Below are 21,237 nucleotides of genomic sequence, written 5' to 3'. Positions count from 1 at the left end.
GCGCGGATGAGCGCAAACCCGCGCAGTTCGCCCGTACGCGGGAACGACGCAGATCCGGCATCGCCGGAATCCTTTGCGCATGCCTGCTGTCGATCATCGGCCCGGCATCCGCCGCCGAACCCGTGTTCTTCGACTGGTTCGAATACCGCGGCCACGACGCCGTGTTCGAAGCGCCGCTGCCGGAAGGCCACTACCGCAATCCGGTGCTGGCCGGCTTCCATCCCGATCCCAGCATCACCCGCGCCGGCGACAAGTTCTATCTGGTCAACTCCAGTTTCGCCTACTTCCCCGGCATTCCGGTGTTCGAGAGCGACGATCTGGTGCACTGGAAGCAGATCGGCAACGTCATCGAACGGCCGTCGCAGCTGGACTTCGACGGCCTGGGCATGTCCCGCGGCGTGTTCGCGCCGGCCATCGAGTACCACGACGGCACGTTCTACGTGGTCAATACCGCAGTGGACAGCGGCGGCAACTTCATCGCCACGGCCAGGGATCCGGCCGGTCCCTGGTCCGATCCGACCTGGCTGCCGACCATTGGCGGCATCGACCCTTCGCTGTTCTTCGACGATGACGGCCGCGTCTATATCCTCAACAACGACGCGCCGGAAGGCGAGCCGCGCTACGACGGCCACCGCGCAGTCTGGATGCAGGAATTCGACATCGCCAGGCTGCAGCCGTTCGGCCCGCGCAAGGTGCTGATCGACGGCGGCGTGGATCCGTCGACCAACCCGATCTGGATCGAAGGCCCGCACATCTACAAGCGCGACGGCTGGTACTACCTCAACGCCGCCGAAGGCGGCACCGGTCCCCAGCATTCGCAGGTCATCCTGCGCAGCCGCCAGGTCTGGGGACCGTATACGCCGTATGAAAACAATCCCATCCTGACCCAGCGCGATCTCGATCCCGCACGGGCGCACCCGGTGACCAACGCCGGTCACGCCGATCTGGTGGAAGGTCCCGACGGCCGCTGGTGGGCCACCTTCCTGGCCAGCCGCAACTATGGCGGCGTGCACTACAACACCGGCCGCGAAACCTATCTGCTGCCGGTGGAATGGAAGGATGGCTGGCCGACGATCCTCCCGCCCGGCCGCGAGATTCCCTATACCGCACCCGGGCCGACCTTCATGAGTGGCCCAGCGGACCAGGCGCCATCGACCGGCAACTTCATCTGGCGCGACGAGTTCGATGGCCCCACGCTGGATCGCGCATGGATGTTCGTGCGGGTGCCCAAGCAGGCGTGGGCGGACCTGGGCGTGCAGCCTGGCCAGCTGGCGATCACGCCGCTGGCCGAAGGCCTGGACACGCTGCGTAATCCGTCCTTCCTGGCGCGCCGCCAGCAGCATCTGGCGTTCGAAGCCAGCACGGCATTCATGCTGCCCGAGCCGGGCACGGAAGCGGGTATGGCCGCGTTCCAGAACGAAACGCACTGGTACTTCCTCGGCGTGCGCCGCAGCGGCGGCAAGGCCGAGCTGTTTCTCGAGAAGAGCAGCGGCGAGGCGGCCGAAACCATCGCATCCGCGATGATCGAGCCAGGTGAGCGCCTGAAGCTGAAGATTGCCGGTAACGGCGGTGCGTACTCTTTCGCTTACGACGCCGACGGCCGAGGCTGGCAGTGGCTCAAGCAGCACGACGACGGCACCATCCTCAGCACCGATGTCGCCGGCGGCTTCGTCGGTGCCACGCTGGGGCCGTACGCGCGCGATGTGCAGGACAAATAACTGGTTGTAGGAGCGACGTGAGTCGCGATGAAGCTTTCAAGGGAAGTCTCCATCGCGACTCACGTCGCTCCTACAAGAAAGATCATGATGTGAGAAGGAGATCGGAATGCAATCGATGATGTTCGACGGAGTACGCAGTCTTCCCAGCAAACGCCTTGCCGGCGGCCTCGCCGCAGTGGCGCTGCTCGCATCGATGGCGCTGCCCGCGTACGCGGCCGAAGCGCGGAAGCCGGAGACGGCAGCGCCTGTCTACCTCGACACCGCACGCAGCTTCGAAGAGCGCGCTGCCGACCTGGTGTCGCGGATGACGCTGGAAGAAAAGGCCGCGCAGATGCAGAACGACGCGCCGGCCATCGAGCGCCTGGGCGTGCCGGCCTACGACTGGTGGAACGAGGCGCTGCACGGCGTGGCGCGCGCCGGCGGGGCCACCGTATTTCCGCAGGCGATCGGCATGGCCGCCACGTTCGATGTGCCGCTGATGGACCAGATATCGGAGGCGATCAGCGACGAGGCCCGCGCCAAGCATCATGAGTTCGCCGCACGCGGTCAGCGTGGGCGCTACCAGGGCCTGACCTTCTGGTCGCCGAACATCAACATCTTCCGCGATCCGCGCTGGGGGCGCGGCCAGGAGACCTACGGCGAAGACCCGTATCTGACCGCGCGCATGGGCCTGTCCTTCGTGCGCGGTTTGCAGGGGGCGGACCATACGTATCGCAAGCTCGACGCCACCGCCAAGCACTTCGCCGTGCACAGCGGGCCGGAGGCCGACCGCCACCACTTCGACGTGCATCCGTCCGCGCGCGACCTGTGGGAAACCTACCTGCCGGCGTTCGAGGTGCTGGTCAAGGAGGGGCAGGTGGCCTCGGTGATGGGCGCCTACAACCGCGTCTACGGCGAATCGGCCAGCGCCAGCCAACTGCTGTTGCGCGACATCCTGCGGCGCGACTGGGGTTTCAAGGGCTACGTGGTCTCCGACTGCTGGGCGATCCGCGACATCTGGGAGAACCACAAGATCGTGGCTACCCCGGAAGAGGCCGCCGCGCTGGCGGTGAAGAACGGCACCGAGCTCAACTGCGGCAACACCTATGCCCAGTGGCTGCCGGTGGCGGTGCGCAAGGGCCTGTTGACGGAAGCCGAAGTCGACGACGCGGTGACGCGTCTGTTCGCCAGCCGCATGCGCCTGGGCATGTTCGACCCGCCGGAGCAGGTACGCTGGGCGCAGATTCCGACCTCGGCCAACCAGTCGCCGGAGCACGATGCGCTGGCCCGCAAGGTTGCCCAGAAATCGATGGTGCTGCTGAAGAACGACGGCGTGCTGCCGCTGTCCAAGCAGCTCAGGCGGGTGGCGGTAATCGGCCCGACCGCCGACGACACCATGGCGCTGCTGGGCAACTACTACGGTACGCCGGCCGCGCCGGTGACCCTGCTGCAGGGCATTCGCGAGGCGCTGCCGCAGGCCGAGGTGATCTACGCGCGTGGTGCCGACCTGGTGGAAGGCCGCGAAGATCCCGCCGCCAATCCGCTGATCGAACCGCAGTACCTGCGTCCGGCCGCCGATTCCAGCGAACGCGGCCTGCGCGGCGAGTACTTCCGCAATCGCGAACTGTCCGGCGCGCCGACACTGGTGCGCGTGGACCCGCAGATCGGCTTCAGCTGGGACCGCGGCTCGCCGACCGATAACCTGATGGCCCGCGGCGAAGTGGGCCCCGGCCAGGACATCCCGGCGGACAACTTCAGCGTGCGTTGGAGCGGCCAGTTGCTGCCGCCGGTTTCGGGCACCTATCAGCTCGAAGCCGCGGCCAATGACGGCGTCCGCCTGTATCTGGACGGCAAGCTGCTGCTGGATCACTGGAGCGACAACGAGCGCCTGCGCGCCCACAGCGCCAGCGTCGAACTGCAGGCCGGCCGCGCCTACGACCTGAAGCTGGAGTACTACGACAACGAGCGCGATGCCGGCGTGCGCCTGGCCTGGAATCTGCCCGGCGCCAAGCCGCCGTTCGAGCAGGCGCTGGAGGCGGCGCGGCAGGCCGACGCGGTCATCTTCGTCGGCGGGCTGACCGGCGATGTGGAAGGCGAGGAAATGACGGTCAATTATCCCGGCTTTGCCGGCGGCGACCGTACCGACACGCGCCTGCCCGCCACCCAGCAGAAACTGCTTGAAGCCCTGCATGCCACCGGCAAGCCGGTGGTGCTGGTGCTGACGACCGGGTCTGCCCTGGCGGTGGACTGGGCCAAGCAGCATCTGCCGGCCATCCTGGTGGCCTGGTATCCCGGCCAGCGCGGCGGCAACGCCGTGGCCGACGTGCTGTTCGGCGACGCCAATCCGGCCGGGCGCCTGCCGGTGACCTTCTACAAGGCTGACGAGCAACTGCCGGCGTTCGACGACTACGCCATGCGTGGCCGCACTTACCGCTATTTCGATGGCGAGCCGCTGTACCCGTTCGGGCATGGGCTGTCGTATACGCGCTTCGCCTATTCGGGCCTGCGTCTGGACCGCAGCAGCGCCGGGCCGAAACAGCAGGTGCGCGTTTCGGTGAAGGTGAAGAACACCGGCCAGCGCGCCGGCGACGAGGTCGTGCAGCTGTACCTGCATCCGCTTGAACCGCAGCGCGATCGCGCACGCAGGGAGTTGCGCGGCTTCCAGCGCGTGACCCTGCAACCGGGAGAGGAGCGCGAGGTGTCCTTCGCCTTCACGCCCGAAGCCGATCTGCGCCACTACGACGAACAGCGCAAGGCGTATGCGGTCGATGCCGGCGACTACGAAGTGCAGCTGGGTGCGTCGAGCGCGGATATCCGCCTGCGTCAGCGGATCAAGGTCAGGCAATAGCCATGCCCCTGGCCCCAAACTCTTGCACCCCCGCGGGCCGATGATTTCCGCTGACGCCCTCCGCCTGTCCGATGCCACCCTGCCTTCGCTGCCGGGTGCCGTCGCCCGGCCGGCCTACGACCGCGGCAAAACCGGCATCGGCATCGTGCATATCGGCGTCGGCGCGTTCCATCGCGCGCATCAGGCGGTCTATATCGACAGCCTGCTCGGCGACGAGCCGGACTGGGCCATCTGCGGCGTGTCGCTGCACAGCAGCGAAGTGCGGGACGCGCTGCGGCCGCAGGATGGCCTGTACACATTGGCGTTGTTGGGCGAACAACCCAGCCAGCGCGTCATCGGCTCGATTCGCGAACTGCTGTGCGCGCGCGACGAACCGGCGGCGGTGCTGGCGCGGCTGGCCGATCCGGCGGTGCGGCTGGTCACGCTGACCATCACCGAAAAAGGCTATTGCCTGGCCGGCGACGGTCTCGACGCCGCGCATCCGGACATCGTCCGCGACCTGGCCTCGCCCGACGCTCCAAGGGGAGCGATAGGCTACATCGTCGCCGGGCTTCGCCTGCGCGAGCGACATGGGCTTGCTCCGTACACCGTTCTCAGTTGCGACAACCTGGCCGACAACGGCGGCAAGCTTCGCCGCGCGGTGCTGCAGTACGCCGAGCGCATCGACGCAGATCTTGCGCACTGGATCGACACGAAAGTCGCCTTTCCGCGCTCGATGGTCGACAGCATCACCCCGGCCACCGACGACAGCTTGCGCGAACGCGTTGAGCGCGAGCTGGGTGTGCACGATGCCTGGCCGGTGCAGCGCGAGCCTTACACGCAGTGGGTGGTGGAAGATCGCTTCTGCAATGGCCGTCCTGCGCTGGAGCGCGTCGGCGTCACCATGAGCGACGACATCGCCGGCTACGACAAGGCCAAGCTGCGCCTGCTCAATGCCCCCCATTCGACCCTGGCCTACCTGGGATCGCTGATGCAGCTGGAAACGGTGGCCGATGCCATGCGCGAACCGCTGCTATCGGGCTTCGTCGAACGGCTGATGCGCGAGCACATCGTGCCGGCCACCGATCTGCCTTCCGGTTTCGGCGCAGGTGGCTACGTCGACGCGATCCTCGAACGCTTCCGCAACCCGGCTATCCGGCATCTGCTGTCGCAGATTGCCTGGGATGGCTCGCAGAAGATCCCGGTGCGGCTGCTGGCCACCATCGCCGATGCGCTGGCGGCAGACCGCCCGATCGATCGCCTGTGTCTGCCGGTCGCCGGCTGGCTGCGGTTCGTGGTGCGCCAGGCGCAGGCGGGCGTGCCGTTGGTGGACCCGATGGACGCGGCATTATCGCGGGCGGGACGCACAGCAACGGGAGATGCCGCGCACGATATCGCGGCCTTCCTCGCGCTTGAGATGGTGTTCGCGCCGTTGTCGGGCGATACGCGTTTCGTTGACGCACTGCGGACCGCCTATGCCGCACTTGGTGAGGCGTCGCGGGAGCAGGTTGCCTCCGCGCTGCTTGCGGCCACTGGAAGCTCCCATGCCTGAGCGCTTGCATGGCATGCCGAAGCTGCGCTGGCCAATGGCGGGGTTGGTCATGCTTGCCGCGGCACTGCTGGTTGTCGGCGCAGAGCCCGGTGCGCAGCAGCATCCGGACGCGGCGACAGCGGAACAAGCGAACACGACGGTCGCGCGATCCTCCGTGGTCGGGACCGATACCAGCGAGTTCGAAACCCCAGGGCGCAGCAACCGGTCAGGCCCGGTTTCAGGCAGTGCCAACCTGCAACACCTTGCGCTCGCCAGCGAACGCGAGCCCGTGAATTCCGATCCGATGGATGACCTGCCATGACCCCCACACTGACCCGACATGCCACCGCCGACGGCCCGCGCTGGGCGCTCGACGGCCGTTATCTTCCGCAGCATTTCACGCTGTCGCATTGGTTGGCGGCGCCGGGCGAGGAGGCGCGCGCGCAACTCGCGGCGCTGTCGCGCGGCGATGCCGCCGATGCGCCCCTGCTGGCGCCCGTGGAAGACACCCAGGAAGTCTGGGCCAGCGGCGTGACCTACCTGAGCAGCCGCATGGCGCGCGAAGCCGAGTCGCAGAGCCGCGACGTCTACCAGAAGGTGTACGACGCCGAGCGTCCGGAACTGTTTTTCAAGGCCAACGGCTGGCGAGTGGCCGGGCAGGGCGCACCGATCCGCGTGCGCGCCGACAGCGGCTGGGACGTGCCGGAGCCGGAACTGGTACTGGTGTTGAACTCGGCCGGCACGATCGTCGGCTACACCACCGGCAACGATGTGTCCTCGCGCAGCATCGAGGGCGAAAACCCGCTGTACCTGCCGCAAGCCAAGGTCTACGACGGTTCCTGCGCGATGGGTCCGGGCATCCGCCTGTGCGACGCCGCGCGACTGCGCGATCTGCCGATCACGCTTGAGATCAGCCGCGGTGGCGCGGTGGTGTTCGCCGGCGTCACGCGTACTTCGCAGATCAAGCGCCAGCTGGAAGAACTGGTCGGCTGGCTGTTCCGGGAACTGCGACAGCCGCTCGGCGCTTTCCTCTTCACCGGCACCGGTGTCGTGCCCGGCGAAGATTTCAGCCTGCGTTCCGGCGACGTGGTGCGCATCGACATCGATGGTCTGATCCTGGAGAACCCCGTGCAATGAGTGCCAGTACCGAACTGCAGCCGATCCTCGTCGACGGCGATTGGACCACGCGTGACCTCTAGGACGCGCAGTGCATCGGCGGACAGCCGGACACCTGCGAGCCGCGGCGCGTCACGACGTCCTGGCGTGTCGCGGCGTGCCCCCGGCGACGCCTGCCGGAGCACGCCGTGAGCGCCCTTGGTTTCGATCTCGACGTCTTGCTTGGCGACGGCACGACGCTCGCCCGGTCGCGTACCTCCGGCGAAGGTCCGCCCGGTCGTCTGCCGATCGATGCCGATACCCTGCGCGACTCGCCCAGCGGGCACCTGTTCGGCATGACCCAGAACGCCGGCATGGGCTGGCGCGCGTCGGAAGTGGCGCGTGACCCATACCTGATCGTCAGCACCCAGGGCGGCCTGCGCGCGGAAGACGGTTCACCGGTCGCGCTTGGCCTGCATACCGGACACTGGGAGATCGATCGCATGGTGCGTGCGGCGGCCGAGGCCTTCGCTGCGCACGAGGGATTGCCGTTCTCGGTGATGTGCTCGGACCCTTGCGATGGCCGCACCCAGGGCACCACCGGCATGTTCGACAGCCTGCCGTACCGCAACGATGCGGCGGTGGTGATGCGGCGCCTGATCCGCTCGCTGCCAACGCGCCGCGGGGTGCTGGGCGTGGCCACCTGCGACAAGGGGCTGCCGGCAACGATGCTGGCACTGGCCGGCTGCGCCGACCTGCCCGGCGTGATCGTACCCGGCGGCGTCACCCTGCCGGCGCGCGGTGCCGAGGATACCGCGATCGTACAAACCATCGGCGCACGTTTCGCGCACGGACTGATCGACCTCGACCACGCCGCGGCGATGGGTTGCCGCGCCTGTGGCTCGGTCGGGGGCGGCTGCCAGTTCCTGGGCACCGCCGCGACCTCGCAGGTGATCGCCGAGGCGCTCGGCATCGCGCTGCCGCACAGCGCGCTGGCGCCGTCGGGCGAACCGGTGTGGCTGGATATCGCACGACGTTCGGCGCTTGCGCTGGTGCAACTGGCGCGGCAGGGCACGGCGCTGTCGGCCATCCTCACGCGCCAGGCGGTGGACAACGCGCTGGTGGTGCACGCCGCGTTCGGTGGATCCACCAACCTGCTGCTGCACGTGCCGGCTATCGCGCACGCCGCAGGGGTCGAACGTCCGACGATCGACGACTGGATCCGGGCCAACCGGGCCACGCCGCGTCTGGTCGATGCGCTGCCAAACGGGCCGCGCCACCACCCGACCGTGCAGGTGTTCATGGCTGGCGGCGTGCCGGAAGTGATGCTGCACCTGCGCGCGATGGGCCTGCTGCACCTGGATGTGGCGACCGTCACCGGGCGATCGCTCGGCGACAACCTGGACTGGTGGGAACGCAGCGACGCGCGCCGAATCGCGCGCGAGCGCCTGCACGAACTCGACGGCGTCGATCCGGCGCACGTAATCATGGGACCCGATGCGGCGCGCGCCGCGGGCATGTCCAGCGCGCTGGTATTTCCGCGCGGCAACCTCGCGCCTGACGGCGCGGTAATCAAGGCCACTGCCATCGATCCCACGGTGGTGGATGCCGACAACGTGTACCGGCACACCGGTCCGGCACGCGTGTTCGCGTCCGAGCGCGAGGCAATCCGTGCCATCAAGTCCAAGGGCACCGGGGCAGTGCAGCCCGGTGACGTGGTGGTGCTGGCCGGCTGCGGTCCTGCGGGCACCGGCATGGAGGAGACCTATCAGCTCACTTCCGCGCTCAAGCACCTGCCCTGGGGCAAACACGTGGCGGTGATCACCGATGCGCGCTTCTCGGGCGTGTCGACCGGCGCCTGCATCGGCCACGTCGGTCCGGAAGCACTCGCGGACGGGCCGATCGGCCGGTTGCGCGACGAGGACGTGATCCGCATCGAGATCGACCGCAACAGCCTCGTGGGTCGCCTTGATTTCGTCGGCACCGATGCCGCCGCGCCGCTCGCGCCGGAGGCCGGCGCCGCGCTGCTCGCCGCGCGCGAGCTGCATCCGGCGATCACCGCGCATCCGCGCCTGCCGGCCGACACCCGGCTGTGGGCCGCGCTGCAGGACGCCAGCGGCGGTACCTGGGGCGGTTGCGTATACGACGTCGATGCGATCCTCGCCACGCTGCGCGCCGGACGCGAGGCGTTGCGGGCACAAGGCGATGCGTGGCGCGGTGCAGGTGGGGAAGGACACGAATCTGGCACCGGAACTGGCGGACACGCGGGAGGTCCGCGTTGAAACGGCCTGCAAGCGAAGGCGTCGCGCCAGTTCCCGCGCGCCGAACCGACAACCACCATCCACCGCTATGAAGCCTGACAGCGGTTGCCGGGGAGGGCGCCATCCATGACCATGTTCCTGATCATCGTCGCGGCGATCGCGCTGCAGATCTTCCTCACTGCGCGCAAGCTCAGCCCGTTCCTGTCGCTGCTGATCGTGGCGATCCCGATGGGCCTGTTGCTGGGCCTGTCGCCGCAGGACCTGCTCAAGACCATCGACAACGGCGTCGGCAGCACCCTGGCCGGGCTGGCGCTGGTGATCGTGCTCGGTGCCATTCTGGGCAAGGTGCTGGAGGAAAGCGGCGCCGCGGAGAAGATCGCCGCCACGCTGATCGCGCGCTTCGGCGAGAAGAACATCCAGTGGGCGTTGCTGCTCACCGGCTTCCTGGTCGGCATCCCGCTGTACTTCAACGCCGGTTTCATCATCCTGGTGCCGCTGATCTTCTCGCTGGCGCGCAAGACCGGCCTGCCGATTCTTTACCTGGCCATTCCCACGGTCGCCTCGCTCAGCACCACGCACTGCTTCCTGCCGCCGCATCCGGGCCCGGTGGTGCTGGTGAACGCATTCGGCGCCGACATGGGCCTGACCCTGTTGTACGGCATCGCCATGGCGATCCCCGCAGTGATCATCGCCGGCCCGCTGCTGGGCCGCCGCCTGCAGGTGATCAATCCGCCGTTGCTTGACCTGTTCGCGTCCAGCACCGAGCACAAGGAACTGCCCGGTGCCTGCAGCTCGTTCCTGATTGCGCTGTCGCCGGTGCTGCTGATCAGCGTGTCGGTGCTGGCCGATGCTGTGCTGCCCGAGGGCCTGGCGCGGACCGCGTTGCTGTTTCTCGGCAATCCCACGGTCGCGCTGCTGCTGGCCACTCTGGTCGCGTTCTGGTGGCTCGGCCATCGCCGCGGCGTGGACCTTGCGACGCAGACCCGCTGGCTCAACGCCGCGATCAGCAGCATCGCGGTGATCCTGCTGATCATCACCGCCGGCGGAGTGTTCAAGCAGGTGCTGGTGGACAGTGGCGTGGGCGCCACCATCGCGTCCTTCAGCAACACCTGGCAGATGCCGCCGCTGGTGTTCGCGTGGCTGGCCACCGCGATCCTGCGGGTGATGATTGGCTCGGCCACGGTCGCGGTGATCACCGCCGCCGGCATCGTCGGCCCGCTGATCGCCACCACCGACGTTTCGCCCGAACTGATGGTACTCGCGGTCGGTGCCGGCAGCGTATTCGGTTCTCACGTCAATGATTCGGCATTCTGGATGTTCAAGGAGTTCTTCAACCTGTCGATGAAGCAGACCTTCACTTCATGGACGGTAATGGAGACAACGATCTCGATCGTCGGTCTGGCCGGCGTGTTGCTGCTGGAGCAGATGATTCGATGATGGGATCGCACGAGAGCCGAGTCCGCGTTGCGGCCTTCGATGAGGGTGACACCCACCTACTAGGTGTTCGACCTGCACCAGGTGCATCAGGGTGCATCGCTGCTGCCGGCGCTGCACGCCTCGGCCTCGCGCAAGGGCGATGGGCCGCTGCAGGTGCCGATCGTCAATCTCGATCCGGACCGCGAGGCGGACGTGCTGCTGGCAGTCAGCGGCCTGCGCATCGGACGTGCCGCCGGCTGCGTGATCACGGCCACGCGCATGGACGAGCATCCGGATTTCGATGCCCCCGGGCGCGTCTCGCCCGTGCCGCTGGACGGTATCGAGGTTGGCGCGGATCGCGTGCAGCTGCGCCTACCGGCCAAGTCGATCGCGGTGATCGAGCCAGCGGGCTGGGCCAGCCGGTCATCCCTCGCGCACCGGCGATGCCGGGGCGCGGCATCCCACCGGGGGCAAGTGCGACTTTCCCGGGCCATGGGGCGCCAGGGAAATGATCTCACGCGGGTATGGCAGGGCCACGGCCGGGCACGGAAGAAAGATGTTCCTGCGGCCGCAATACCCTGATCAGCGCGGCAAGTTCCTCGTCCATCATTCCGGCGGTCTGGGCCAGTCTAAGCCAGCGGTCCATCAGCGCGGGGAGATCGGTGTTCAAGCCCAGCCGTTGCGACTCGGTCAATATGCGCCTGACCGCCGGAACGGAAATGCGCAGCGGACTTTCGCTGATGCTGAAGTCGGCCGCGGCAATCACGCCGGCCTGGTGCTCAAAGAAGGCGCCAAAGCTTGACGCCATGCTGTTGACCAGACGCCCGTAGGTCGCCACATCGATGCCGCTGGCTTCAGCGACCCGCGCACCATGCAGAAATCCGGCATAGGCGCCATAGACGTGGGACAGGGTGGCCAGATCCATGCACGCGGCGTCCTCGATCTTCTCGCCCAGATGGATCGGGTTTCCGGCAAGGATGCGCAACAGCGGTAGCGCCTGCGCAAAGCAGGATGCCGGACCGGAGACCAGCAACGGCGTGTCGTCCGTCCCCATCTGGCTGGGAGCGGCCTGTATGGCGCCATCCAGATAACGAGCGCCGCAATCATGGACATGCGCTGCCAGGCGTTTGACTTCTTCCGGCCCGCCCGTGCCCAGATTGATGATGAGCTTGCCGTTCAGCGCCGCAGGCACATCGTCCGCGTGCAGGATGGCGTCTGCCGCCTGGTAGTCGTAGACGCAGATCAGCGTGACCGGGCTGGAGGCAATCGCCTGCGAAGGCGTGCCGGCCAGCGTTGCACCGCGCGCCAGCAGCGCTTGCGCTTTTGCGGCGCTGCGATTCCACAGGTTGATTCTTTTTCCGCTCTTCAGCATCAGATCGGCCAGGGCAAGGCCCATGGGGCCCAGTCCGATGACGGTCACGTCATTCAGTGGTCTTGTCTCCATGCGGGGGAGGCGCAATCGGGCTGGCCTTTGCAGTGGTAGGCGGCAAGTGGAAGACGGCCGTGCTGTGGGAACTGGCCGGCGGTCCTCTCCGCTTCGGCGAGCTCAAGCGGAGAGTCAAAGGTGTCAGCGAGAAGATGCTCATCCAGCAACTGCGCGAACTGGAACGCCACCAACTGATCACCCGCACGGTATTCCAGGAAGTGCCGCCGCGGGTCGACTACGCGCTGACCGAGTGGGGCGTGCGCCTGAATGAAGCGCTGGCGCCGGTTGCCGACTGGGGTGAGGCCTATGCGCGCGCAACCGGGCGCTATCCTGCTTGAAACGGCGCCGGGTATGGATGGCAAACCCCCTGCGGTGGCGATGGCCATCAACCCTGTACGCTGCCGGTGCATGCATCGGCAGCGTCGTGCGCCACGGCGGGCGCCTTACCGCGTGGCTGGCGGTCCCAGGTAGAGCAACGGAATCGGCCGGGTCGCGGCCACCACCTTCGACAGCACCACGTTGTCATCCAGGCGCCAGACCTTGAGGGTGTGCGTGCCGGCGGGGGTGTCCGGGAACACCGCCTGCAGCACGCGCACGTTGTCCTCCACCGCGCGGTTCCAGTCGCGCTGCTCTTCCAGCGTGGTGGCGGTGGGCGAGGGCAGCAGCTTGTCCACCAGCACCTGCATCGGCCCGTCGTTGACCGAGACGCCGATCCGCTGCGAACCACGGCCGGTGGTGTCCAGGGTGGGCGAGAGATGCAGCTGCACGCTCATGTCGCCGGCGTGTTCGATCGTGATGTCGTACTCCAGGCGCACGTTGTCCTGTTGCGTGGTTGGCGCACGGCCCTGCGGCAGCGCCAGTACCGAGCCCCGGGTGCGTCCCAGATGCGCGATCGCCTGCCAGCGCAGCCCGCTGCCATTGACGGCCCGGCTGTAGTCGGGTGCCTCGATGGCCACCACGCCCTCCATAGACGGCTCGAACGCAGATGCGAACACGACCGGCCGCGCCGCGCCCTTGTCCTCGACCCGGCGCACGGCCGGCATGACCTGCGTGGCCGGCTGCTGCCAGTTGGTGTAGCCGATGTGCACCTGCGCCATCATGCCGTCCCACTTGCCGTCGAGCATGCGGTGGTAGGCATCGGTCAGGGCCTGGTCGCGGGCGAAGGCTGCCTCGGCGCGGTCGGCGAATATGTTGGCGCGCGCGTCGTTGGCCGCCGCCAGGCGCCGGTTCCAGGCCACCGCGTAGTACAGCTGGTACAGGTTGGACATCGCCGCGATCGGGTGCTCGACCAGTTGCACGTAGGCTGGGTGCTGGTGTGCGGGCATGCGGTTCCTGATGGCGACCATCTCGCGTTGCAGCGCCGCCCACTCCTGCACCATCTGGCCAAATTCCATGCCGTTCAGCACCTCGCCGTGCTGGTCGCTGATCATGAAGCTGCCAGGGTGGATCAGTTCGGGCTTGCGCCGGGCCGCGTACTGGCTGTAACGCGTGACCAGCTCGCCGATGGCCTTGGCGTGGGCAGGACCGAAGCTGGCACGCGCCCATTGCTCCGGATAGCGGGCCACGGCATCGGCGGTCATCGCCTCCGGATTCCAGGCCTGGTCCATGAAGAACGACAGCGGGAATTCCATCGGTTTGATGTCGCCCACGTTGACGATCCACAGCGCCCGCGCGCCGCGCGCGTAGGCCAGATCCATCTGCTGCCAGGTCTTCTCGATCTGGGTGGTGTTGAGCCACTTGTAGTTGCGGGGCGCGCCCACGTAGTCGAAATGATAGTAGACGCCAAAGCCGCCTGCGCGCTCCAGGTCGGTGGTCGGCAGGCGCCGGATCTGGCCCCAGTTGTCGTCGGCGAACAGCAACGTGACATCGTCCGGCACGCGCATGCCGTGGTCGTAGTAGTCCTGCACTTCCTTGTACAGCGCCCAGACCTGGGGCGTGCGTTCGGCCGGCTTGCCGGTGACCTCGGCGATGATCCGCCGCTGATCGGCGACGATGTTCTCCAGCAGGCGGGTGGCGGTGCCCTCGGCCATGGCTTCGTCGCCATCGCCGCGCATGCCCAGGGTGACCAGGCTTTCATAGCCGTGGCTATCGCCCTTGGACATCATCCGCTCGATGCCGCCCCGCCAGAAGCGGCGCAGGTTGTCGGCATTGCTTTCGTAGTTCCAGGCGCCACCGGTGACGCCGTGGTCGGTATTGCGGTGCCATTCGTCGTGCGCGCGGGTCATCGGCTCATGGTGGGAAGTGCCCATGACCACGCCCATGGCGTCGGCCAGCACCATGTTCTGCGGGTCGTCGTCGTTGAAGGCCTTCGGCGGCCACATCGCCGGCCACAGGTAGTTGCCCTTGAGTCTGAGCAGCAACTCGAAAACGTGCGCGTACATCTGCGCGTTGATGCCACCGAAGCGCTGCCTGGCCCAGGTATTGAAGGCCGGATCCTCATCGTTGATGAAGAAGCCGCGGTACTTCACCTTGGGTGCATCGGCATGCCAGCCGGCGGTGATGAAGACATTCTCCTGCCTGGCCACCGGCACATCGGCAAACCAGTACCAGGGCGACACGCCGATCTTCGCTGACAGGTCGTAGGTCCCGAACACCGCACCACGGCGGTCGGCACCGACGATCGCCAGCGCCCGCGCCACGCCCGGCAACGGCTGCTCGACCACGACCTGGCGGAAGGCTTCCCATTGCCCGGGCATGTCCTGCACGTCCAGTTTGCCGGCCTGGATCATTCCATCGATAAGGGGACTGTGTCCGGCCACGCCGATGATGACCGGATGGGCCCCAGCGGACACTGCAACGGGGCGTGGCGCGGCGGTGCCACCGACGCGGCCCAGGTCGGCGGCGAAGTTGTCGGCCGCATGCCGGAGCGCGGGATCGGCGGTGGCATCGATGATGACAGCAGCCGGTTTTCCCGCGTCAATCAAGGCAAAACTGCCGGCGGTCCTGCTGGTGCATACCGATGCCTGTGTCTGGCAGGCGAGCACGGTTGAAGCCAGCGTGGACGTGACCAGCAGGGTGGCGATGGCGAGCAACAAGCGCATAAGGGAATTACCTGTCATGTAGCCTTGGTTCTGAAGCGGAACGGCGCGACGATGCGACCGCGGGCATAGGCGGTGTTCTATCGATCAGCCTGCAGCGCGGGCACCGCCAGCACCGCGTCCAGCGCGGGTTTCGGTTGGCCATCGCGGTCGAACAGCAGCGGGTAGTTGGTCCGGTGCGGAATCGGGTAGTCGTTCTTCCATGACATGCCGTCGTGCACGCCCCACAGGCTGACCCGCGAGATCGCATCGCGCTTGCGGTGGAAGATGCCGAACAGTTCGGCATAGCGTTCGCTCAGTTGCCGCTCCATCTCCGCCGGCAGGCCGTCGGGATAGGGGTCGAGGAAGCGCTTGAACTCCTCCAGCTGGAACTGCGGGTGTGCCATGCCGGTGCCGATGATCTGTCCTTGCTTGGTCAAGGGCAGCACGTCCACATCCAGTTCGGTGATCATCACCTTCAGGCCCAGCGCCGCATAGGCGTCGATGGCCGCCTCGATGTGCTCGGTGCGCGGGTAGTTCAATCCCCAGTGGCCCTGGATGCCGATGCCGTCGATGCGGATGCCCGCCTTCTGCAGCATCTTCACCATGCGCACGATGCCATCGCGCTTCTGCGGCCGCCAGGCATTGAAGTCGTTGTAGTACAGCTCCGCATCCGGCGCATGGCGCGCGGCCGCTTCGAAGGCCGCACGCACCACCGCATCGCCATCGCCGACCGTGCGCGTCCAGATCGTGTCGCGGTACTCGCCGTCTTCGCCGATGATCTCGTTCACCACATCCCAGGCGTGCACGCGGCCGGTATAGCGGCCCGCCACGGTGGCGATATAGGCGCGCATCCGGTCCAGCTGCCGTGCCGGCGTGTTCGGCTTGCCGGCATCGTCCTGGAAGAACCACTCCGGCGTCTGGTTGTGCCAGACCAGCGTGTGGCCGATGATGAACATGCCGTGCTTTTCGCCGAACGCCACAAAGGCGTCGGCGGCCCCGAAATCCCATACGCCGGGCTGCGGATGCAGCACTTCGGCTTTCATCACGTTTTCCGCAGTGACCGCGTTGAAGTGGATGGGCACCAGCGCCTGGGACCGTGCATCCTTGCCCGAGACGATGTCGTCGTTGACGGCCACGCCCAGCAGGAAGGCCTCGGCATACGCCTCCTTCAGACTGTCCGGGGCGCCGGGCGGTTCTGCGGCGGCGCTTGCGCCAAGCGCCAGGCCGGCGAGCAGCGCCAGGGTCAGGAATGTCGTCTTGCGATAGCGTGCAGTCATCCGGCAGGTTCTCCCAGTATTCACAGCCTTCACACCCGGGTCCCGTGGCGCAAGCGGAAGCGCCATCGTTCGTGCTTGCGGTACCAGCCGAAGCCCCAACTGGGCAGCCGGCCCATGCTGCCGTGTGGGCCTTCGGTCAGGAATGGCCCTGCGATGGCTCAGTCGTGCGGCAGATCGACGTGAGCACCAGTATTGGTAACGCGGTGATGCGGCGGCTGATGCTCATCTTGGAAAGGATCCATGTGCATCTGAAACGTACGGGAGCGACGTGAGTCGCGGTGGAGCTCTACCGGGAAAGCCCCATCGCGACTTACATCGCTCCTACAAGGCGTTGCGAAGGAAGGGCGATCCATATCAGAGCTTGTAGGCCCGCTTCGGCAGCCGGTAGGCGAGATCCATGGCGACCTCGGTGGCCTCGTCTTCATCCAGCCGGTGTTCGGCCACCAGCTTGGCCAGGAACGCGCAATCGACGCGGCGTGCGACATCATGCCGCGCGGGAATGGACAGGAACGCGCGGGTATCGTCGTTGAAGCCGACCGTATTGTAGAAGCCGCCGCTGGCGAGGGTCTGTTCGCGGAAGCGCCACATGCCTTCCGGCGCGTCGTGGAACCACCAGGCCGGGCCCAGGAACAGCGAAGGGTAATGGCCGGCCAGCGGCGCCAGTTCGCGCGAATAGGCGCTTTCGTCCAGCGTGAACAGAATCAGCTTGAATCCCGGCTCATTACCGAAGCGGTCCAGCAATGGCTTCAGTGCATGCACGTACTCGGTGCGCAGCGGGATATCGGCACCCTTGTCGCGGCCGTAGCGCTCGAACAGGCCCAGGTTGTGGTTGCGGAAGCAGCCCGGATGGAGCTGCATCACCAGGCCATCGTCCAGGCTCATCGCTGCCATCTCGGTGAGCACCTGTGCGCGGAACAGTTCCGCGTCCGCCGCAGTGGCCACGCCGCGCACGACCTTGTCGAACAACGCGCGCGCCTGGGCTTCGGACAGGTCGGCGGTCGCGGCGCTGGGATGGCCGTGGTCGGTCGAGGTGGCGCCCATCGATGCGAAGAAGGCGCGGCGCCGGCGGTGCGCGCGCAGATAGCCAGGCCAGGTGTGGACGTCCTCGCCGGTGATCTCGCCGAACCGCTGCAGTGCTTCCGGGAACTGCTCATGTTCCGGATCGACCACCGGGTCCGGGCGGTAGGCGGTGATGACGCGCCCGCTCCAGCCGCTGTCGCGGATGGCCGCATGCTGCTGCAGCGGATCCAGCGGCGATTCGGTGGTGGCGATGACCTCGATATTGAATCGCTCGAACAGCGCGCGCGGGCGGAACTGCGGTGTCTGCAAGGCCCCGGTGATGCGGTCGTAGTAGTGGTCGGCACTGCCTGCCTCCAGCCGCACGCGCAGTCCGAAGATGTCGTGGAAGACATGGTTCAGCCACAGCGACGATGGCGTGCCGCGGAACAGGTGGAAGTTCTCCGCGAACAAGCGCCACGCCGCGTGCGGCTCCACCGCGGCACGGGTGCCGTCGCTACGCGGGATGCCCAGCGCATCCAGCGCGACACCCTGGCTGTAGAGCATGCGGAATACGTAATGGTCCGGGACAAGCAGCAGTTCGGTCGCATTGGCGAATGGCGCATTGCCGGCGAACCAGCCCGGGTCGGTATGGCCATGCGGGCTGACGATGGGCAGATTGGCCACCTGCGCGTAAAGCCGCCGCGCGATCGCGCGCTGCAGGGCATCCGGCGGGAACAGACGGTCTTCGTGCAACGCAAGGGTGGAGTGCCCATTCATGATGTCGATCCGTTCTTGATGCTGTGCCGCGAATATGGACTGTCCAACCCGGTTTTTCGAATGTCCCGGCCGTCATCCCAGCCAATGCGAGGATCCGTTCTGCCGTCGCTTCCGGCATCGGCAACGACAACATGGATGGCCAGCCTTCGACCGTTGAAAGGTCCTTCCGGCGTTCGCCGAAACGGCGGAAAAAACGGGCGCATACGCTCGTCCTGTAGCTAACGCGCCACTGCGGGCGTGGTAGCCGTACCCGAACCGGCTTCACCGCGAACATAGCGCCTCAGCCACGTCAGTGCAGGACGCTCGCTTCCATCCTCTCGAACCAGGTAGGCGCGTTCTTTCTCCCGCCATAGGCCGGGGCGGAAACCCCACAGGGTGATGCCACGGACGGCCGGATGCTCCCAGAACACCGGGAAGATACGCTGGTAGTCGCGCAGCTGTTCTTCGTCGCTGGGACCATCGATATCCAGTTCGGTGACATAGATCGGCAGGCCGGTCTTGGCCAGATGGTCCAGGTTGGCGCGGTGCACCGACATCGGCGTCTCCGCGGTGGTGGCGAAGGCATGGCCCTGCACGCCGATCGCATCGACCAGTTTCTCCTGCTGCAGCAGTTCGACGATTTCGCGATAGCGCCGCGTGGCGTCCTCGCTGTTGGTGATGCTGTAGTCGTTGATCATCAGCGTGGAGCGGGGGAAATGCCTGCGCGCCAGCCGGAACGACTCCAGGATCCAGTCCCAGCCGCTGGCGCCGCTGCCGCCCAGCGCCTGGATATAGTTGCCGCCGCCTTCGTCGTCCTTGCCGGGCGGGTCGTTCAACGGCTCGTTGACCACTTCGACGAAATCCAGCTCCGGGTAGCGCCGCGCGACAGCGGCGAACCATTCCTCGATTTCCTCGCGTTGTTCGGCCGGCGGCAGCGTCTTGATCCATTCCGGTTGCTGGTTGCCCCAGATCAGCACGTGCATCTGGAACGGAAAGCCGTTGGCTTTGGCGAAGCGGTACGCCTCGTCCAGCGCGCTCCAGTCCATGCGGTCGCGCTCGGCTTCCACGCTGCCCCACTTGCCGGCGTTCTCCGGCGTGACCTTGTTCCAGTAGTCGGCAAAGCCCGGCGCCTGCGCCGGACTGTACGCACTGCCCAGGAATTTCGGTTGGCCCGCGGCCAACGGCGCAGCCTGCGCCTGCCAGGCCAGCGGCAGCGCAAGCAGCAGGGCGGAAAAGGCGGTGCGGGCGTTTTTCATGTCGTCCCTCCCAGGATCAGAGCGATTGCGAAGTTGCAGGCCCGGTGTCCAGCCGCGCGGGCTGCAGCCGCGGCGCCAGCGCGTGAACGACCGCCAAGGCGACCAGGTATGCCGAGCCGGCCATCAGGAACAGCGGCAGGTAGCTGCCGGTGGCTTCCAGCAGGAAGCCGGTGAAGGTGGCGATCATCATGCCGCCGACCGCGCCGGCAAAACCGCCCATGCCGACCACCGAAGCGACCGCATGGCGCGGAAACATATCCGAAGTCAGCGTGAACACATTGGCCGACCAACCCTGGTGCCCCGCGGTCGCCAGCCCGATCAGCCCCACCGCCAGCCACAGGTTGTCCGCCTGCGCCGCAAACACGATCGGCACCACGCACAGCGCACAGACCAGCATCGCGCCCTTGCGCGCGCGGTTGACGCTCCAGCCCAGCTTGATGAAGCGACCGGCCAGCCAGCCGCCGGCGATGCTGCCCACGTCGGCCAGCACGAAGATCACGATCAGCGGCAAGCCCAGTCCCAGCAGCGTCAGGCCGTACTCGGCGTGCAGGAATTTGGGCAGCCAGAACAGGAAGAACCACCACACCGGGTCGGTGATGAACTTGGCGGCAACAAACGCCCAGGCCTGGCGGTGGCGCAGGATGCGCGCCCACGGCACCCGCACGGCGGCTTCGGGCGGATCGCTGCGGATGTGCGCAAGCTCGGCAGCGGTCAGCCGCGGCTGCTGTTCCGGCGGGCGGTAGGTCAGCAGCCATGCGGCCAGCCAGGTCATGCTCAACACGCCGGTGACCAGGAATGCCGCCTGCCAGCCCCAGGTCACCGCGACAATCGGCACCATCAGCGGCGCGACGATGGCGCCGATGTTGGAACCGGAATTGAAGATGCCGGTGGCCAGCGCGCGCTCGCGCCGCGGAAACCATTCGGCAACGGTCTTGATGGCGGCCGGGAAGTTGCCGGCCTCGCCCAGGCCCAGCATGAAGCGCGCCAGCATGAAGCCGACCACGCTGGCGGCCAGCGCGTGGCTCATTGCGGCAATGCTCCAGACAGCGATGGCGATGGCGTAGCCGATACGGGTGCCCAGCCTGTCGATGATCGCGCCGGTGCAGAGCAGGCCAATGGCATAGGCCGCCTGGAATGCGGTGACGATGTAGCCGTACTCGATCTCGTTCCAGCCGATCTCCTCCTGCAGGAACGGCGCCAGTACGCCCAGCACCTGGCGGTCGATGTAGTTGATGGTGGTCGCCGCCAGCAGCATGGCGCAGATGCGCCAGCGGTACATGCCGATCTTCGCGCTGGATTGGCCGGCGGCGGTGGGGAACTCGCTCATGCGCGGCCCGCCGGCAGCGATAGCGGTCCGGCCGGGAGCGCAGCGGCCGCGGCTGCCATCGTCTGGCTGCGGCGACGATTGCTGCGTTGCAATACCGCGTATGCGCCGGTGGCCATGGGTTTCATCGCTGTTTTCCCTGCGGACAAGGCGGAAGCCCGCTTGCTTGATAGCGCTATCATTATCACAGGCATACTTGCCGATGCTACTGGCGCTGCCGCACAGGGCCGTCGAATGCGCGCGGATTGCAAAAACCCCTATGTTGCAGTGCATCGCAAGCCGGCCATGCCTGTTTGGACGATGTTGCTATGCAGCGTGCGGGGGCTGGAATGATAGCGCTACCATCAAATCA

Annotated in this window: 16 protein-coding genes; 10 read left to right on the top strand and 6 right to left on the bottom strand. The window is 66.9% G+C overall.

Annotated features, from left to right (window positions below; all coding sequences use genetic code 11):
• Positions 1 to 59: 59 nt before the first annotated feature.
• From CRO39_RS12590 to CRO39_RS20530, 8 genes are all read left to right on the top strand, one after another.
• Entirely contained in the window at positions 60 to 1,718 is a 1,659-nt protein-coding gene (locus tag CRO39_RS12590; protein ID WP_425479697.1) for a glycoside hydrolase family 43 protein, read from the top strand.
• A 193-nt stretch (positions 1,719 to 1,911) separates the two neighbouring features.
• The gene (locus CRO39_RS12585) at positions 1,912 to 4,545 is read left to right on the top strand and encodes a beta-glucosidase (protein ID WP_097122316.1); all 2,634 of its coding nucleotides are present in this window, start codon (positions 1,912 to 1,914) and stop codon (positions 4,543 to 4,545) included.
• 40 nt (positions 4,546 to 4,585) lie between these two features.
• A complete protein-coding gene (locus CRO39_RS12580; RefSeq protein ID WP_097122281.1) occupies positions 4,586 to 6,076 on the top strand; it encodes a mannitol dehydrogenase family protein in 1,491 nt (496 codons plus the stop codon).
• Positions 6,069 to 6,377: a hypothetical protein gene (locus tag CRO39_RS12575; RefSeq protein WP_141400792.1), complete on the top strand. Its 309-nt coding sequence runs from the start codon at positions 6,069 to 6,071 to the stop codon at positions 6,375 to 6,377. The genes CRO39_RS12580 and CRO39_RS12575 overlap by 8 nt, the downstream gene beginning before the upstream one ends.
• Positions 6,374 to 7,192, top strand: a complete 819-nt coding sequence (locus CRO39_RS12570; RefSeq protein WP_097122279.1) for a fumarylacetoacetate hydrolase family protein — start codon at positions 6,374 to 6,376, stop codon at positions 7,190 to 7,192. The genes CRO39_RS12575 and CRO39_RS12570 overlap by 4 nt, the downstream gene beginning before the upstream one ends.
• 167 nt (positions 7,193 to 7,359) lie before the next feature.
• Complete coding sequence (locus CRO39_RS12565) at positions 7,360 to 9,432, top strand: YjhG/YagF family D-xylonate dehydratase (RefSeq protein ID WP_097122278.1); 2,073 nt, start codon at positions 7,360 to 7,362, stop codon at positions 9,430 to 9,432.
• 105 nt (positions 9,433 to 9,537) lie between these two features.
• Positions 9,538 to 10,848: a GntT/GntP/DsdX family permease gene (locus tag CRO39_RS12560; protein WP_097122277.1), complete on the top strand. Its 1,311-nt coding sequence runs from the start codon at positions 9,538 to 9,540 to the stop codon at positions 10,846 to 10,848.
• A 63-nt stretch (positions 10,849 to 10,911) separates the two neighbouring features.
• Positions 10,912 to 11,409: a hypothetical protein gene (locus tag CRO39_RS20530; RefSeq protein WP_141400791.1), complete on the top strand. Its 498-nt coding sequence runs from the start codon at positions 10,912 to 10,914 to the stop codon at positions 11,407 to 11,409.
• Here the strand turns inward: CRO39_RS20530 and CRO39_RS12555 are convergent.
• Positions 11,342 to 12,271, bottom strand: a complete 930-nt coding sequence (locus CRO39_RS12555) for an NAD(P)-dependent oxidoreductase (RefSeq protein ID WP_097122276.1) — start codon at positions 12,269 to 12,271, stop codon at positions 11,342 to 11,344. The two genes, CRO39_RS20530 and CRO39_RS12555, sit on opposite strands and share 68 nt — an antisense overlap.
• Between CRO39_RS12555 and CRO39_RS12550 the strand changes: the two genes are divergently transcribed.
• On the top strand, positions 12,256 to 12,591 hold the full coding sequence (locus CRO39_RS12550; RefSeq protein ID WP_338015733.1) for a winged helix-turn-helix transcriptional regulator: 336 nt from the start codon (positions 12,256 to 12,258) through the stop codon (positions 12,589 to 12,591). The two genes, CRO39_RS12555 and CRO39_RS12550, sit on opposite strands and share 16 nt — an antisense overlap.
• A gap of 105 nt (positions 12,592 to 12,696) precedes the next feature.
• Here the strand turns inward: CRO39_RS12550 and CRO39_RS12545 are convergent, their stop codons facing one another.
• The 5 genes from CRO39_RS12545 to CRO39_RS12525 all read right to left on the bottom strand — a co-directional run bounded on the left by CRO39_RS12545 (position 12,697) and on the right by CRO39_RS12525 (position 20,888).
• On the bottom strand, positions 12,697 to 15,294 hold the full coding sequence (locus CRO39_RS12545; RefSeq protein WP_238394637.1) for a glycosyl hydrolase 115 family protein: 2,598 nt from the start codon (positions 15,292 to 15,294) through the stop codon (positions 12,697 to 12,699).
• 77 nt (positions 15,295 to 15,371) lie between these two features.
• The gene (locus tag CRO39_RS12540) at positions 15,372 to 16,550 is read right to left on the bottom strand and encodes an endo-1,4-beta-xylanase (RefSeq protein ID WP_097122274.1); all 1,179 of its coding nucleotides are present in this window, start codon (positions 16,548 to 16,550) and stop codon (positions 15,372 to 15,374) included.
• Between the two features lie 354 nt (positions 16,551 to 16,904).
• Positions 16,905 to 18,326 (bottom strand): glucuronate isomerase, encoded by a 1,422-nt coding sequence (gene uxaC / locus CRO39_RS12535; protein ID WP_097122273.1) that lies wholly within the window; start codon positions 18,324 to 18,326, stop codon positions 16,905 to 16,907.
• 218 nt (positions 18,327 to 18,544) lie between these two features.
• Complete coding sequence (locus CRO39_RS12530) at positions 18,545 to 19,561, bottom strand: endo-1,4-beta-xylanase (RefSeq protein WP_097122272.1); 1,017 nt, start codon at positions 19,559 to 19,561, stop codon at positions 18,545 to 18,547.
• Positions 19,562 to 19,577: 16 nt separating this feature from the next.
• The gene (locus tag CRO39_RS12525) at positions 19,578 to 20,888 is read right to left on the bottom strand and encodes an MFS transporter (RefSeq protein WP_097122271.1); all 1,311 of its coding nucleotides are present in this window, start codon (positions 20,886 to 20,888) and stop codon (positions 19,578 to 19,580) included.
• Between the two features lie 114 nt (positions 20,889 to 21,002).
• Here CRO39_RS12525 and CRO39_RS20525 point away from each other — a divergent pair, with 114 nt between their 5' ends.
• A complete protein-coding gene (locus CRO39_RS20525; protein WP_141400790.1) occupies positions 21,003 to 21,218 on the top strand; it encodes a hypothetical protein in 216 nt (71 codons plus the stop codon).
• Positions 21,219 to 21,237 lie beyond the last annotated feature (19 nt).

The sequence above is a fragment of the Pseudoxanthomonas wuyuanensis genome, from assembly GCF_900215535.1.
Taxonomy (GTDB): domain Bacteria; phylum Pseudomonadota; class Gammaproteobacteria; order Xanthomonadales; family Xanthomonadaceae; genus Pseudoxanthomonas_A; species Pseudoxanthomonas_A wuyuanensis.
This window is presented reverse-complemented; position numbering and strand designations above follow the sequence as displayed.